Here is a 14,384-nt window from a genome sequence, read left to right on the forward strand (position 1 = left end):
CCGAAGCACCCGACCCATTGTGCCGCGCCGAAGTCACCCCTCCATCGGCGGCAACCCCGTGCGGGCCGCCGCATCGCCCTCCAGCGTCCACCGCAGAAAGTCGATGACCAGCGAGTTCATCAAGCCGTACCCGACGTCGCCGGGCCGCAGGTAGGTCGCGTGCGAGTCGCGGCGCATCAGCACGTACGACTTGGTCCAGGGCACCCGGGAGAAGAGCCGCCGGCTGCTCGCCACCGGCACGATCGGGTCGGCCTTGCCCTGCAGGAACAGCATGGTCGCGGGCGGCCCGGCGAACGCGCCCCGGGCACCCCACCCGGCCATGATGATGCCCGCCCGCAGCCGCGGGTCGTGCCCGGCGGTGAACAGCCCGGTGGTGGTGTAGCCGCCGGCCGAGTGCCCGATCGCGGCCATGTGGTCGGTGTCGATCCGGTGCCAGAGTGGATCGCCGTCCCGCTGGTTCAGTGCGGCGACCCGGCTCAGCACAAACCGGGCGTCGGCCGGCTGGTTGACGATGTCCGGCCGGCGGAAGTCGTCGGTGAACTCGCTCGTGTACGGGAACGTCGGCGCGGCCACCACGAATCCGGCCGCGGCCCAGCCGGCCAGCGTCGTCGCGTACCGCTCGGCCGAGCCGCTCAGCCCGTGGCAGAAGAGGACCAGCGGGAAACGCCCGCCCGACACCTTCGGGTAGTAGACCAGCGTGGGCAGCGGCCGGTCCGCCCCGCGCTGAAGATGGAGCACGCGCAGGGCGACCGGGTAGGTGGTCGGAGGGGACGCCGGGGCCGGGGGAGGTACGACGATCGGCGCCGGAGCGTCGCCACAGCCCGCGAGCAACAGGGCCGCCAGCACACCCCGGAGCCACCGCGTTCTCATGATCCGAAGTTACGGCCGAACGCGCCCACCAAGGGGTGAAATCCCCGTACCCGATGCATTCGTCCTGGTAGGCGGCGCGGAACACAGGTGGCGGTGGTCGGCGGACGAGCCCTTTTTCGCTATGGTCTTGGCCATGTCTGACAACAACGTCGATCCGAGTGGCAACACCGAGGCGTTCCGCGCCTTCACGCACGCACCGCAGCCGGAGCCCGCGGCCTCCAAGACTCCCCTGATCGTCACCGGCGTGGTCGTCGCCGTCGTGGTGGTCGCCCTGATCGTCTGGCTGGTCTCCTGATCGGCTAGTCTTCCCACCCCAGCGCGGCGCGGGACTGGTCGGCGATCTCCAGTTCCTCGTCGGTGGGGACCACGCACACCGCGGTCCGGCCGCCGTCCGGCGAGATGATCGGGGCGGCGGCCTCGTTGCGTGCCGGGTCGACCGCGATCCCCAGCGGCTCCAGGCCGGAAAGCGTCGCCGCCCGGACGGCCGGCGAATTCTCGCCCACCCCGGCGGTGAAGGTGATCGCGTCGACCCGGCCCAGCACGGCCAGGTAGGCGCCGACATATTCGCGGATCCGGCGGGTGTAGACGTCGAAGGCGAGCGTCGCCGCCTCGTCGCCCAGCGCCCGGCGGCTCAGCACCGCGCGCAGGTCGTTCTCCCCGGCCAGGCCGAGCAGGCCGCCGTGCCGGGTCAGCGACGTCTCGATCTCGTCGATCGGCAGGCCGGCCACCCGGTGCAGGTGGAAGATCACGGTCGGGTCGATCGCGCCGCTGCGGGTGCCCATCACCAGGCCGTCCAGCGGGGACAGGCCCATCGAGGTGGCGATGCTGCGGCCGCCCCGGACGGCGCAGGCGCTCGCGCCGTTGCCCAGGTGCAGGGTGATCACATTGGTCTCGGCGGGCGAAAGACCCAACACCCCGGCCGTACGGCGAGCCACGTACGCGTGCGAGGTGCCGTGGAACCCGTACCGCCGGATCTGCCACCGGCCCGCCAACTCGGTGTCGATCGCCCAGGTGAAGCCCTCGGGCGGGATCGTCGCGTGGAACGCGGTGTCGAAGACCGCCACCTGCGGCACCGACGGCAGCAGCTTGCGGGCCACCTCGATACCGCTCAGCGCGGCCGGCTGATGCAGCGGCGCCAGCGGGACCAGCGCCTCGATCCCCCGGACCACCGCGTCGTCGATCACCGTGGCCGCATGGAAGTCGGGACCGCCGTGCACCACCCGGTGCCCGACCGCGGCCAGCCCGTCCAGGTCGGTCTCCGCCATGATCCGCTGCAGCGCGGCGAGGTGGTCGGCGGCGTCGCCACCCTCCTCGCCGATCCGCTCGACCAGGCCCTTGGCGAGCGTCGCCGCGCCGTCGAAGAGCCGGTACTTCACCGACGAGGAGCCGCAGTTGAGCACCAGCACCCGGGTCATCGCACCGCCGCCTGAATCGCCGTGATCGCCACCGTGTTGACGATGTCCTTGACCGTCGCGCCCCGGGACAGGTCGTTGACCGGCCGCCGCAGGCCCTGCATGACCGGCCCGACGGCGACCGCGTTGGCCGACCGCTGGACCGCCTTGTACGTGTTGTTCCCGGTATTGAGGTCGGGGAAGATCAGCACCGTCGCCTTGCCGGCCACCGCGCTCTGCGGCAGCTTGGTGGCCGCCACCGCGGGGTCGACCGCCGCGTCGTACTGGATCGGGCCCTCCACCGGCAGGTCGGGCCGCCGCTCCCGGACCAGCGCGGTGGCCGCCGCGACCTTCTCCACGTCGGCGCCCGCCCCGGAGCTCCCGGTCGAGTAGGACAGCATCGCCACCCGGGGTTCAATCCCAAAAGCGGCGGCCGTACGGGCCGAGGAGAGCGCGATGTCGGCCAGCTGCTCGGCATCCGGGTCGGGGTTGACCGCGCAGTCGCCGTAGACCAGCACCCGGTCGGCCAGCAGCATGAAGAACACGCTGGAGGCCACCGACACGTCCGGCGTGGTCCGGATGATCTCGAAGGCCGGGCGGATGGTGGCCGCGGTGGTGTGGTTGGCGCCGGAGACCATGCCGTCGGCCAGCCCCTCGGACACCATCATCGTGCCGAAGTAGTTGACGTCGCGGACCACGTCGTACGCCAGGTCCAGGGTGACCCCGCGCTTGCGGCGCAACTCGGCGTAGCGCGCGGCGAACCCGTCCCGCCACTCGCTGGTCGCCGGGTCGACCAGCCGCGCGTCGCCGATCGAGACGCCCAGCTCGCGGGCCCGCCGGGTGATCTCGGCCGGGTCGCCGAGCAGGGTCAGGTCGGCCACCCCGCGGCGCAGCAGCGTCTCGGTGGCCCGCAGGATGCGTTCCTCGGTACCCTCCGGCAGCACCAGGTGGCGGCGGTCGGCGCGGGCCCGGTCGATCAGATCGTTCTCGAACATCAGCGGGGTGACCCGGGCCGAGCGGGCCACGTCGAGCAGCCGGGCCAGCTCGGCCGTGTCCACGCTCTCCTCGAAGGCGCCGAGCGCGGCCTCCACCTTCCGCGGCGTACGGGCGCTGAGCCGGGCCTCGATCCGGTCGGCGGCGGCGATCGTGTGGTAGCTGTCGGAGCGCACCACCAGCATCGCGAGCCCGGTGTTCAGCCGCTCGATCACCGCGACCGCTCGCGGGTCGGGGAACTCGCCCAGGGTCAGCACCAGCCCGGCCAGTGTGACGTTGCCGGCGGCGTGCGCGGCGCTCGCGGCGACCAGCAGGTCGGCCCGGTCGCCCGGGGTGATCAGCAGCGCGCCGTCGGTCAGGTGTTCCAGCAGGGTCGGCACGTGCGCGGCGCCGACCACGTAGTCGAGCACGTCCCGGTCGAGGGCGCTGTCGGTGCCGGTGACCACGGTGGCGTCGAGCGCGGCGGCCACCTCGGCGACCGTCGGCGCCGCCACGGCCGCGACTTCCGGGATCGACCAGGTCGGCACCGGCAGGCCGGCGGACGGCGGGGAAACCCCGTCCGGCACCCGGTTGGCGATCACCGCCAGCACGGTGGCCCCGAGGTCGGTGAGCGAGTGGTACGCGCTGCGAGCGGCCGCGCCGAGGGTCTCGTCGGTGCGCCCCTCGCCGCTGATCACCGGGATCACGACGCTGCCGAACTCGGTCGCCAGCCGGGCGTTGAAACCGAGCTCGCGTGGCAACTCGTCGCCATCCGAGGAGGTCGGGGCGAAGTCGCTGCCGATCACCACGACCGAGGCGCAGCGCCGCTCGACCTCGCGGTAGCGCTCCACGATCCGGCCGATCAGCTCCTCCCACTTGCCGTCCGCGACCAGCGTGCCGGCCTCGGCCGCGGTCACCCCGTACGAGCCGGCGTAGCCGGCCATCGCCGGATAGCGCTCGGTCAGCAGGGTGAGCAGCGGATCGTCCCCCGGCCCGGCGAGCAGCGGGCGGAACACACCGATCCGCGCCACCTGCCGGGAGAGCAGCTCGACCAGCCCGAGCGCGACGGTCCCCTTACCCACGCCGGGACCGAGCCCGGCGACATAGACGCTTCGTGCCACGCCCTCAACCTACCGGCCCGCCCCTGAACACCGCCGGGCCGAAAGCCCCTACAGCAGATGTCGCAGGTAGCCGGCCGGGTCGCCGAGGAAGAGCCGCCAGCGGTTGGTCAGCTCCAGGTCGTCCCAGGTGGTACGGCGGATGCCGTGCTCGCCCAGCTCCATGATCGTGGCCCTGGGCAGCGCCGTCAGCAGCGGCGAGTGGGTGGCCACCACCACCTGCGCGCCGCCCAGCCGCAGCCGGTCCAGCTGGGCGACCAGGTGCAGCGTCGAGGTGAAGGAGAGCGGCGCCTCCGGCTCGTCCATCAGGTAGAACCCGTACCCCCGGAACTTGCGCTCGAGCAGGGTGAGGAACCCCTCGCCGTGGCTGCGCTCATGCAGGTCGCCGTCCGGCGAGTTGTCCAGGTTCTCCAGGTACGTGTACAGCCCGTGCATGGTTTCGGCCCGCAGGAAGTACGCGTTGGCCCGCTTGCCCGGCGTCCGCACCACCTGCAGCGCGTCGGCCAGCGGCGACTCGGTGGCCCGGGTGGAGTGCATTGCCCCGCGCGAGCCGCCCTCGGGATTCAGCCCGTGCACCCCGGCCAGCGCCTCGATCAGCGTGGACTTGCCCGAGCCGTTCTCGCCGACCAGGAAGGTCACCCCGGCCGGCAGGTTCAGCCCGTGCCTCAGCACCGCGGCCACCGCCGGGATCCGCGCCCACCAGGCCTTCGGGTCGATCTCGGCGCCCGAGGCCCGTTCTATCCGGCGGATCGGGCGCGGCGCGTTACTCCTCGTCATCCTCGTCGCCGCGGGCCAGCCAGGTGGCCAGCCGCTCGATCGGCGTCTCGAACTCCGGGTTGAGGTCGACGAACGTGCGCAGCTGGTCGGCCAGCCACTCGAGCGTCACCGTCTCCTCGCCACGCCGGTCGGCGAGTTCCTCGATGCCCCTGTCGGTGAAGTACATGCCCGGATAGTAAAGGGGGCGCCCCGCTTCCGCGGAGCGCCCCCTTTCCAGAACCTACGGCCGAGGCAGCGCCGCCTCGATCAGCGCCGACTGCTCGGCGTCGTGCATCTTGGCCGAACCGACCGCCGGGGCGGCCGCGGCCGGCCGGGAGATGCGGCGCAGGCTCACGCCCTCGAGGTGCTCCAGCAGGTTGAGCGCCACGAACGACCAGGCGCCCTGGTTGGCCGGCTCCTCCTGCACCCAGGCGAAGTCCTCGGCGTTCGGGAACTGGGCCAGGATCGCCCTGAGCTCGGCAACCGGCAGCGGGTAGATCTGCTCCATCCGGATGATCGCGGTGTCGGTGATGCCGCGCTCGGCCCGGGCCTGGAACAGGTCGTAGTAGACCTTGCCGGAGCAGAGCAGCACCCGCTTGACCGAACCGGCGTCCAGCGGGGCGCCGTTGACCCCGGCGTCGCCGATCACCGGCTGGAAGCTGCCCTGGGTGAAGTCCGCGACCGAGGAGGTCGCGAGCTTGTGCCGGAGCAGCGATTTCGGCGAGAACACCACGAGCGGCTTGCGCTTGGTGCTCAGCGCCTGCCGGCGCAGCAGGTGGAAGTAGTTCGCCGGGGTGGTCACGTTGGCAACCCGCATGTTGTCCTGCGCGCAGAGCTGCAGGAACCGCTCGGGGCGGCCGGACGAGTGGTCGGGCCCCTGGCCCTCCTGGCCGTGCGGGAGCAGCAGCACCAGCGACGACTGCTGGCCCCACTTCACCTCGCCGGAGGAGATGAACTCGTCCACGATCGACTGGGCGCCGTTGGCGAAGTCGCCGAACTGGGCCTCCCAGAGGACCAGCGCGTCCGGGTTCTCCACCGAGTAGCCGTACTCGAAGCCCATCGCCGCGTACTCGCTCAGCAGCGAGTCGTGCACGAAGAACCGGGCGTTGCCGGTGGTCAGCGAGGACAGCGGCAGGAAGTCCTTGCCGGTCTTCGAGTCGACCACCGAGGCGTGCCGGGAGACGAACGTGCCACGCCGGGAATCCTGGCCCGCCAGCCGGACCGTGACGCCCTGGCTGAGCAGCGAGCCGAACGCGACCAGCTCGCCGAACGCCCAGTCGATGCCGCCGTCGTTGGCCATCTTGGCCCGCCGTTCCAGCAGCTGCTGCACCCGCTTGTGCGGGGTGAAGCCCTCGGGCAGCTCGATGTGCGCCTGGCCGACCGAGCGGACCACGGCGGCGTCGACCGCGGTGTCCACCAGCGGTTCCGGCTCCTCGGCGATCACCCGCGGCCGCGGCGGGGTGCCGGCCGAATCCCGGGTGGCCTTGAAGACCTGCTCCAGCTGGGACTGGTAGTCGCGCAGCTGTTCCTGGGCGTCGTCGACGGTGATGTCGCCGCGGCCGATCAGATCCTCGGTGTAGAGCTTCCGCACCGAGCGCTTGGTGTCGATGATCTGGTACATCCGCGGGTTGGTCATCGACGGGTCGTCGCCCTCGTTGTGGCCGCGGCGGCGGTAGCAGACCAGGTCGATCACGACGTCCTTGTTGAACGCCTGGCGGTACTCGAAGGCCAGTTTCGCGACCCGTACGACCGCCTCGGGGTCGTCGCCGTTCACGTGGAAGATCGGCGCCTGGATCATCCGGGCCACGTCGGTGGAATACATCGACGAGCGGCTGTACTCGGGCGCGGTGGTGAAGCCGACCTGGTTGTTCACGATCACGTGGACCGTGCCGCCGGTCCGGTACCCGCGCAGCTGGGAGAGGTTCAGCGTCTCGGCGACCACGCCCTGGCCGGCGAACGCGGCGTCGCCGTGCACCAGCACCGGCAGCACCGTGTACCCGTGCAGGCCCAGGTCGAGGCGGTCCTGCTTGGCGCGGACGATGCCCTCGAGCACCGGGTCGACCGCCTCCAGGTGCGACGGGTTGGCCACCACGCTGACCGTCGTCGAGCTCTCGCCGTCCGGCGTGGTGTATTTCCCGGTCTGGCCCAGGTGGTATTTGACGTCGCCGGAGCCGTGCGCCGACTTCGGGTCCATCTGACCCTCGAACTCGTAGAAGATCTTCTCGTACGGCTTGCCGACGATGTTGGCGAGCACGTTCAGCCGGCCGCGGTGGGCCATGCCGATCACCATCTCGTCCAGCCCGGCCTCGGCCGACGACTGCAGCACCGCGTCCAGCAGCGGGATCAGCGACTCGCCGCCCTCCAGCGAGAACCGCTTCTGCCCGACGAACTTGGTCTGCAGGAAGGTCTCGAAGGCCTCGGCGGCGTTCAGCCGGTTGAGGATGTGCTTCTGCTCGTCCTGGTCCGGCTTGGTGTACTTGATCTCGATCCGGTCCTGGATCCAGCGCCGCTCCTCGGGGCCCTGGATGTGCATGTACTCGATGCCGACCCGGCGGCAGTAGGTGTCGCGCAGGACGCCGAGCACGTCGCGCAGCTTCATCCGCTGCTTGCCGGCGAAGCCGCCGACCGGGAACGTCCGGTCCAGGTCCCACAGGGTCAGGCCGTGCTGCAGCACGTCCAGGTCGGGGTGGCGGCGGATCTCGAACTCGAGCGGGTCGGTGTCGGCCATCAGATGGCCGCGGACCCGGTACGCGTGGATCAGCTCGACCACCCGCGCGGCCTTGTCGATCTGCCCCTCGGAGGTGCGCGCGACGTCCCGCACCCAGCGCACCGGCTCGTACGGAATCCGCAGCGAGGTGAAGATGTCGTCGTAGAAGCCGTGGTCGCCGAGCAGCAGCTCGTTCATCACCTTGAGGAACTCGCCGGACTGCGCGCCCTGGATGACCCGGTGGTCGTAGGTGCTGGTGAGCGTGGTGACCTTGCTGACGCCCAGGTCGGAGAGGGTGTCGTCGCTCATCCCGGCGTTCTGCGCCGGATACTCCATGGCGCCGACGCCGATGATCGCGCTCTGCCCGCTCATCAGCCGCGGGATCGAGTGCACCGTGCCGATGCCGCCCGGGTTGGTGAGCGAGATCGTGGTGCCGGCGTAGTCCTCCATGGTCAGCTCGTTACGCCGGGCGCGCCGGACGACGTCCTCGTACGCCTGCCAGAACTTGCGGAAATCCATCCCCTCGCAGTTCTTGATGGACGGCACGACCAGGGTGCGGGAGCCGTCCTTCTTGGCGAGGTCGATGGCGATGCCGAGGTTGATGTGCTCGGGGGCGACCATCGCGGGCTTGCCGTCCACCTCGGCGAACGAGTTGTTCATCTCGGGGTGCGCGACCACGGCGCGGACCAGGGCCCAGCCGATGAGGTGGGTGAAGCTGACCTTCCCGCCGCGCCCGCGGGCTAGGTGGTTGTTGATGACGATGCGGTTGTCGACCATCAGCTTGGCCGGGACGGCCCGCACCGAGGTCGCGGTGGGCACCTCGAGGGAGGCGTCCATGTTCTGCACGATCTTGGCGGCGACGCCACGCAGAGTGGTGACCTTGGCGCCCTCGGGGGCCTTGCCGTTCGAGGCGGCCGGGGCCGGCTTGGCGGCCGGCTTGGGCTGGGGAGCAGGCTTCGCGGTTTCCGGGACGGTCGGCTTGACCGGGGCCACGGTCACGGCCGCGGGCGCATCCGTGCCCGCGCGGGCCGCGGAAGCGGTCGCGTTGGCGGCGGTGGCCTCGTCCGGCGTGACGATCGATCCGGTCGCCATCGCCGGCTTGTAGTCGGCGAAGAAGTCGTGCCACGCGGGATCGACGCTGGTCGGGTCGGCCAAGTAGCGCTGATACATCTCGTCGACGATCCACTCGTTGGGACCGAAATCCGCGAGTGGGTTGTCTTGCGAAGTCTGCTGGGTCGACACTTTCGTGTTCGCCTCTTTCACCATCTTGTCGGCACGCGACTGGCTCGTCACATGGGACGGGAAGAATTCGGTGTCAAGGCTACGCCGTGCCGAGGCGTGGTTCGTCTCCGCGTCGGGTCTACGGACGCGGAAAATCGGGCCGGGCTCAGCTGATATCCCTACGCTTCGTAATCAGCGTACCGACGACTCCCGCGACCGCCGCGTAGCCGATCAACACGACGGCGCCGACCCATCTCGGAGGGTTACCGGGCAGTTCGGTTCCGGAGAGCATCAGCTCCGACGCGGTGGTCGGGACCAGCACCTGGAGCTTGCCGATCCACTCGGCCACGTTCTGGGAGAGCAGGGTGAAGATGATCCCGACCACCGCGGCGCCGACCGTGTACACGATCGCGAGGATCAGCGTGGCCGCCAACTGGCTGCGGATCAGCACACCGAGGCCCACGCCGAGCACTGCCCAGAGCATGAAGGCCAGCAGGTTCAGCCCGATGGCCCGCCAGACCGCCGGCTCGCCGAGCTGCACCGGGAGGTTCAGCGCGTCCATGATGATCGGGACCAGGATCAGGTTGAGCACGGTGGTGAGCGCCCAGACCGCCAGTCCCACGATCATCCCGGCGCCCAGCTTGGCCAGGATGACCGCCTCGCGCCGGGGGGTGACCAGGAACGTCGTGGTCGCGGTGAGGTGGAAGAACTCGCTGGTCACGATGATCGCGCAGAGCAGCAGGACGATCAGCACACCCATGTACTGCCCGGTGGTGTACATGTTGGTGGCGATGTTGATCGGCTGGCTGACCGCCTGGACCTGGGCCTCCCGCGTCCCCCCGCCGCCGTTGCCGGCCTGGCCGCTGGTCAGCGCGTACGAGCTCAGCCAGTTGAAACCGACGCTGGCGGCGTAGAGCGGGATCAGGATGATCCCCATGATCCACCAGATCGAGGTGGTACGGAGCTTGAAGAGCTCGGCGCTGACCAGTCTCATCGGATGCCCGCCATTCCGGCCGTGAGCTGAAGGAAGACCTGTTCGAGATCGCCGCGCTCGGGGGTGAGCTCGTGCAGCTCGACGGAGGAGGTGAACGCGGTGTGCCCGATCGCGGCGGAGTCCGCGCCGCTGACCAGCAGCGAGCCGTCGGGCTGCGGGGAGACCGTGGCGTTGATCTTGCCGAGCGCGTCGGCCAGCTCGGCCGCCTGCGGGGTGCGCACCCGCACCTGGGCCGCGCCCATCGAGCCGAGCACGTCGTCGACCGGGCCCTGCCGGATCAGCCGGCCGGCCGCCAGGATCACCACGTCGTCGGCGAGCAGCTGCATCTCGCCGAGCAGGTGGCTGGAGACCAGGACCGTACGCCCCTCGGCGGCCAGCGCCTTGAGCAGGTCACGCATCCACCGGATGCCCTCGGGGTCGAGGCCGTTGGCCGGCTCGTCCAGGATCAGCACCCGCGGGTTGCCGAGCATGGCGGCGGCGATGCCGAGCCGCTGCCGCATGCCGAGCGAGTAGCCCTTGAACTTGCGCTTGGCGGCCGGGGTGAGCCCGACCAGCTCGAGCGTCTCGTCGGCGCGGGAGTCGGGCAGGCCGGCCGCGCGGCAGATCATCCGCAGGTGGTTGCGGCCGGTGCGGCCGCGGTGCGCGCTGGACGCCTCCAGGACCGCGCCGACGTGCCGGATCGGGTCGTGCAGCTCGGTGTATCTCTGGCCGCCGATGGTGGCGTTGCCGGCGGTCGGCGTGACCAGGCCGAGCAGCATCCGCAGCGTGGTGGTCTTGCCCGCGCCGTTGGGCCCGAGGAAGCCGGTCACCCGCCCGGACCGCACCGTGAAGCTGAGGTCGTCCACCGCGCGCAGTTTCTTGTACTGCTTCGTCAGGTGATCGACGACGATGTCGTCGCTCGCCGGCGCACTCATCGACCCAGCTCCCCTCGGCCCGTTTCTCCGAAGGATGAACGTACTAGGTCCCCGCCACTCGCGTGGCCCCTGGCCAGGAGCACAAGCCGTTCATTTTGCGGCCATGAATCCCCACCAAGGCCGACATTCCATCGGCAGTTGTCACCCTTACACAGATCACATGGCCGTTCTTCTGACCGCCCCCGCATCCACCGGGACCAGCGGCTACACCCTGCTCATCGCCGACGACCCCAGCCAGGTCGCCGCCGCGCAGCGGCTGCGGCACGACGTATTCGCCGGCGAGCTCGGCGCCCGCCTGCCCGACGTCGCGGACGGCCGGGACGTCGACGAGTTCGATGAGTACTGCGACCACCTGATCGTCCGGGACGACGAGACGGGCCAGGTGGTCGGCACCTACCGGATGCTTCCCCCCAAGGCAGCCGAGCGGGCCGGACGACGCTACGGCGACGGCGAGTTCGACCTGAGCGCCCTGCGCCCGCTGCGCGACCAGCTGGTCGAGACCGGGCGCTCCTGCGTGCACCCCGGCCACCGCACCGGCGCGGTGGTCAACCTGATGTGGGCCGGCATCGCCCGCTACCTGCACCTGAACAACCTGCGCTGGCTCTCCGGCTGCGCCTCGGTGCCGCTGGCCGACGGCGGCGCGACCGCGGCCGGCGTCTGGGCCCGGGTGCAGTCCAAGCACCTCGCGCCGCCCGCCCTGCGGGTCAAGCCGCGGGACAACTGGCTGCTGCGCAACGAGCTGGCCGGCGACCCGAAGGTGCAGCCGCCCGCGCTGCTCAAGGGCTACCTGCGGCTGGGCAGCTGGATCTGCGGCGAGCCGGCCTACGACGCCGACTTCGACGTCGCCGACTTCTACGTCCTGTTCTCGATGGACCGGCTCGACCCCCGGTACCGCCGGCACTTCCTGGGAGCGGCGCGATGATGTGGCAGCCCGTCTCCGGCTGCGGCGACCAGTGCCGCGACGGCGCCGACCCGCATGCGGTGCGCGGTCTGGCGGCGCTGCGGATGGTGACGCTCGCGGTCGTACTCGTCGGTGGGTTTCTGCTGGTGCCGCTCCTGCGCGGCGCCGCGCTGCGGACCCTGGCCCGCACCATGCTCGCGGTCCTCGGGATCAAGCTGGTCCAGCGCGGCCCGGCGCCGCGGCCGGGCAGCCTGCTGACCGCCAACCACGTCAGCTGGCTGGACATCCTGGTGCTGCTGGCGGTGGCGCCGGTGCGGCTGGTGGCCAAGGGCGAGGTCGGCGGCTGGCCGGGGATCGGCGCCCTGGCCGGTCTCTCCGGCGCGATCTTCATCGACCGGTCGCGCCCGAAGGCGCTGCCGACCACGGTGGCCGAGGTGACCGCCGCGCTGCGGGCCGGGCGTTCGGTGGCGGCTTTCCCGGAGGGTACGACGTTCTGCGGCGCCAATCAGGGAAGGTTCCGGCCCGCCCTGTTCCAGGCGGCGATCGACGCCGGCGCTCCGGTGGTGCCCGCCTCGATCTGCTACGACACGACCGCGGCCGCGTTCATCGGGGACGACACCCTGTGGGACTCGATCCGCCGGGTCGCCGCGCTCCGGTCGCTCACCGTCACCCTGGTGACCGCCCCGGCGCTACGCCCCACCACCGACGCCGACCGACGTACGCTGGCCCGCGCCGCCCAGTCCTCGCTGGGCCCGGCTGGGTATCGCCTGGCAGCCTAGCTGAATACTTTCACAGACAACTTTCAGTCCACGTGCAGCGAAGCTGCAGCGGATTAATAAACAATGGGTCTCATGGCGACTCAGACCCAGCCCAAGCAGAGTGAGGCGAAGCTCCTCGTCGTCGAGGACGACGCGAATATTCTGGAGCTCCTGTCGGCAAGTCTCCGCTTCGCCGGGTTCGACGTCAGCACCGCCACCAGTGGCAGCGCTGCCGTGAGCGCGGCGAAGAACGCGGCGCCCGACCTGGTCGTCCTCGACGTGATGCTGCCCGACCTCGACGGTTTCGAGGTCATCCGGCTGATGCGGGAGGGCGGGCAGCGCACCCCCGTGGTGTTCCTGACCGCCCGCGACGGCACCGAGGACAAGATCCGTGGGCTCACCCTCGGCGGCGACGACTACGTGACCAAGCCGTTCAGCCTCGAGGAGCTCACCGCCCGCATCCGGGCCGTGCTCCGGCGGACCACCGCGGGCGAGGAGGAGCCGTCCCGCCTGGTCTTCGCCGACCTGGAGCTCGACGAGGAGACGCACGAGGTCTACCGGGCCGGCCAGCGGGTGCAGCTGTCGCCGACCGAGTTCAAGCTGCTGCGCTATCTGATGCTGAACGCGAACCGGGTGCTCTCCAAGGCGCAGATCCTGGACCACGTCTGGAAGTACGACTTCCGTGGTGACGACAACATCGTCGAGTCGTACATCTCGTACCTCCGGCGCAAGGTCGACAACGTTCAGCCGCGCCTGATCCACACCCTCCGCGGCGTCGGGTACGTGCTACGCAAACCCGCCGTCTGAGCCCCCGATGACGCTGACCGAGCGGGTTCGCAACTCGATCCCGCCGCAGCCGAACCTGCGCCGCGTCTCGCTGCGCACCAAGCTGGTCGCCTCGGTGCTGGTCCTGGTGTTCGCGGCGCTGTCGCTGATCAGCCTGGCCAGCACGTACGCGCTGCACAGCTACCTGGTCTCGCGGATGGACGACCAGCTGCGCACGTTCGCGAGCGCCTCAGTGGCCGCCGAGAACCTGAACAACCGCACGTCCAACACCCGCGTCTGGATGGTCGTGCCGCCCGACTACCTGGCTACCTGGAAGACCACCGAGGGGGTCGGGCCGGTCTACCCGCGCGACATCGCCGCCGCCGACCAGCCGCCCTTCCTCACCACTCTCGAGGACATCGGCGCCCGGGCGAACACGCCATACACGGTGCGTTCGAACAACGGCAAGTACATCTGGCGGATGCTGGTGCTCCAGCTCGACGACGGCGAGGTGCTCTACGTCGCGCAGCGGATGGCCGGCATCGACGAGTCGATCGCCCGGCTGGTCCGGGCGGACATCCTGGTCGGGGTGGGTGTGTTGATCGCGCTGGCGGCGGTGGGTGCGGCGCTGGTGCGGCAGAGTCTGATCCCGTTGTTCCGGATCCGGAGGATCACGACGGGGTCGAGCCCACCACCGAGTTGGGCCGGTTGTCGCGGGCGCTGAACGCGATGCTGGCCCAGATCGAGGCGGCGTTCATCGCCCGGGCGCGGTCCGAGCTCTCCGAGGCGCGGGCGCTGGCGTCGGAGGCGAAGATGCGGCAGTTCGTCGCGGACGCGTCGCACGAGTTGCGGACGCCGTTGACCACGATCCGCGGGTTCGCCGAGCTGTATCGCCAGGGCGCGGTCTCCGATCCGGAAGATGTGGCCAAGCTGGTCCGGCGGATCGAGGACGAGGCCGCCCGGATGGGTCTGCTGGTGGAGGACCTGTTGCTGCTGGCCCGGCTGGATCGGGAGCGG

12 protein-coding genes and 1 pseudogene are annotated in these 14,384 nt (G+C 70.7%); 5 read left to right on the plus strand and 8 right to left on the minus strand.

What is annotated here, in order from left to right; translation table 11 throughout:
- Positions 1–33 precede the first annotated feature (33 nt).
- Positions 34–870: an alpha/beta hydrolase family protein gene (locus tag IH26_RS0125160; protein ID WP_030438696.1), complete on the minus strand. Its 837-nt coding sequence runs from the start codon at positions 868–870 to the stop codon at positions 34–36.
- A 133-nt stretch (positions 871–1,003) separates the two neighbouring features.
- On the opposite strand from IH26_RS0125160, the gene IH26_RS61410 reads away from it, so the two are divergent.
- Positions 1,004–1,165 carry a hypothetical protein gene (locus IH26_RS61410; RefSeq protein ID WP_169789811.1) on the plus strand — a complete coding sequence of 54 codons (162 nt, stop codon included), beginning with the start codon at positions 1,004–1,006 and terminating at the stop codon, positions 1,163–1,165.
- A 4-nt stretch (positions 1,166–1,169) separates the two neighbouring features.
- Here IH26_RS61410 and IH26_RS0125170 read toward each other — a convergent pair whose 3' ends face one another.
- The 7 genes from IH26_RS0125170 to IH26_RS0125200 all read right to left on the minus strand — a co-directional run bounded on the left by IH26_RS0125170 (position 1,170) and on the right by IH26_RS0125200 (position 10,943).
- Positions 1,170–2,285, minus strand: coding sequence for an acetate/propionate family kinase (locus IH26_RS0125170; protein WP_030438697.1), 1,116 nt, complete (start codon positions 2,283–2,285; stop codon positions 1,170–1,172).
- A complete protein-coding gene (gene pta, locus IH26_RS0125175; protein WP_030438698.1) occupies positions 2,282–4,354 on the minus strand; it encodes a phosphate acetyltransferase in 2,073 nt (690 codons plus the stop codon). The genes IH26_RS0125170 and pta overlap by 4 nt, the downstream gene beginning before the upstream one ends.
- 48 nt (positions 4,355–4,402) lie before the next feature.
- Positions 4,403–5,128, minus strand: coding sequence for an AAA family ATPase (locus tag IH26_RS0125180; protein ID WP_030438699.1), 726 nt, complete (start codon positions 5,126–5,128; stop codon positions 4,403–4,405).
- Positions 5,115–5,294 (minus strand): DUF6104 family protein, encoded by a 180-nt coding sequence (locus tag IH26_RS0125185; RefSeq protein ID WP_030438700.1) that lies wholly within the window; start codon positions 5,292–5,294, stop codon positions 5,115–5,117. Before IH26_RS0125185 ends, IH26_RS0125180 begins: the two co-directional genes overlap by 14 nt.
- A 54-nt stretch (positions 5,295–5,348) precedes the next feature.
- On the minus strand, positions 5,349–9,080 hold the full coding sequence (locus IH26_RS0125190) for a multifunctional oxoglutarate decarboxylase/oxoglutarate dehydrogenase thiamine pyrophosphate-binding subunit/dihydrolipoyllysine-residue succinyltransferase subunit (protein WP_425394397.1): 3,732 nt from the start codon (positions 9,078–9,080) through the stop codon (positions 5,349–5,351).
- Between the two features lie 121 nt (positions 9,081–9,201).
- Positions 9,202–10,029, minus strand: coding sequence for an ABC transporter permease (locus IH26_RS0125195; protein WP_030438702.1), 828 nt, complete (start codon positions 10,027–10,029; stop codon positions 9,202–9,204).
- Positions 10,026–10,943 carry an ABC transporter ATP-binding protein gene (locus tag IH26_RS0125200; protein ID WP_030438703.1) on the minus strand — a complete coding sequence of 306 codons (918 nt, stop codon included), beginning with the start codon at positions 10,941–10,943 and terminating at the stop codon, positions 10,026–10,028. The genes IH26_RS0125195 and IH26_RS0125200 overlap by 4 nt, the downstream gene beginning before the upstream one ends.
- 160 nt (positions 10,944–11,103) lie before the next feature.
- Between IH26_RS0125200 and IH26_RS0125205 the strand changes: the two genes are divergently transcribed.
- The 4 genes and pseudogenes from IH26_RS0125205 to IH26_RS53970 all read left to right on the plus strand — a co-directional run.
- A complete protein-coding gene (locus tag IH26_RS0125205) occupies positions 11,104–11,865 on the plus strand; it encodes a GNAT family N-acetyltransferase (protein ID WP_030438704.1) in 762 nt (253 codons plus the stop codon).
- Positions 11,862–12,623, plus strand: coding sequence for a lysophospholipid acyltransferase family protein (locus IH26_RS0125210; RefSeq protein ID WP_030438705.1), 762 nt, complete (start codon positions 11,862–11,864; stop codon positions 12,621–12,623). The genes IH26_RS0125205 and IH26_RS0125210 overlap by 4 nt, the downstream gene beginning before the upstream one ends.
- Before the next feature lie 72 nt (positions 12,624–12,695).
- Positions 12,696–13,409 carry a response regulator transcription factor gene (locus IH26_RS0125215; protein WP_030438706.1) on the plus strand — a complete coding sequence of 238 codons (714 nt, stop codon included), beginning with the start codon at positions 12,696–12,698 and terminating at the stop codon, positions 13,407–13,409.
- A 7-nt stretch (positions 13,410–13,416) separates the two neighbouring features.
- Positions 13,417–14,384 (plus strand): annotated as a pseudogene (locus IH26_RS53970) (histidine kinase dimerization/phospho-acceptor domain-containing protein); the annotation flags it as partial.

The organism is Actinoplanes subtropicus, assembly GCF_000721705.1.
Classification (GTDB): Bacteria; Actinomycetota; Actinomycetes; order Mycobacteriales; family Micromonosporaceae; genus Actinoplanes; species Actinoplanes subtropicus.

Bases quoted from the DNA above. Each gene is read 5' to 3' on its own strand.
- IH26_RS0125160 (WP_030438696.1), bottom strand. From the start codon at position 870: ATGAGAACGCGGTGGCTCCGGGGTGTGCTGGCGGCCCTGTTGCTCGCG.
- IH26_RS61410 (WP_169789811.1), top strand. From the start codon at position 1,004: ATGTCTGACAACAACGTCGATCCGAGTGGCAACACCGAGGCGTTCCGC.
- IH26_RS0125170 (WP_030438697.1), bottom strand. From the start codon at position 2,285: ATGACCCGGGTGCTGGTGCTCAACTGCGGCTCCTCGTCGGTGAAGTAC.
- IH26_RS0125180 (WP_030438699.1), bottom strand. From the start codon at position 5,128: ATGACGAGGAGTAACGCGCCGCGCCCGATCCGCCGGATAGAACGGGCC.
- IH26_RS0125185 (WP_030438700.1), bottom strand. From the start codon at position 5,294: ATGTACTTCACCGACAGGGGCATCGAGGAACTCGCCGACCGGCGTGGC.
- IH26_RS0125190 (WP_425394397.1), bottom strand. From the start codon at position 9,080: ATGGTGAAAGAGGCGAACACGAAAGTGTCGACCCAGCAGACTTCGCAA.
- IH26_RS0125195 (WP_030438702.1), bottom strand. From the start codon at position 10,029: ATGAGACTGGTCAGCGCCGAGCTCTTCAAGCTCCGTACCACCTCGATC.
- IH26_RS0125200 (WP_030438703.1), bottom strand. From the start codon at position 10,943: ATGAGTGCGCCGGCGAGCGACGACATCGTCGTCGATCACCTGACGAAG.
- IH26_RS0125205 (WP_030438704.1), top strand. From the start codon at position 11,104: ATGGCCGTTCTTCTGACCGCCCCCGCATCCACCGGGACCAGCGGCTAC.
- IH26_RS0125210 (WP_030438705.1), top strand. From the start codon at position 11,862: ATGATGTGGCAGCCCGTCTCCGGCTGCGGCGACCAGTGCCGCGACGGC.
- IH26_RS0125215 (WP_030438706.1), top strand. From the start codon at position 12,696: ATGGCGACTCAGACCCAGCCCAAGCAGAGTGAGGCGAAGCTCCTCGTC.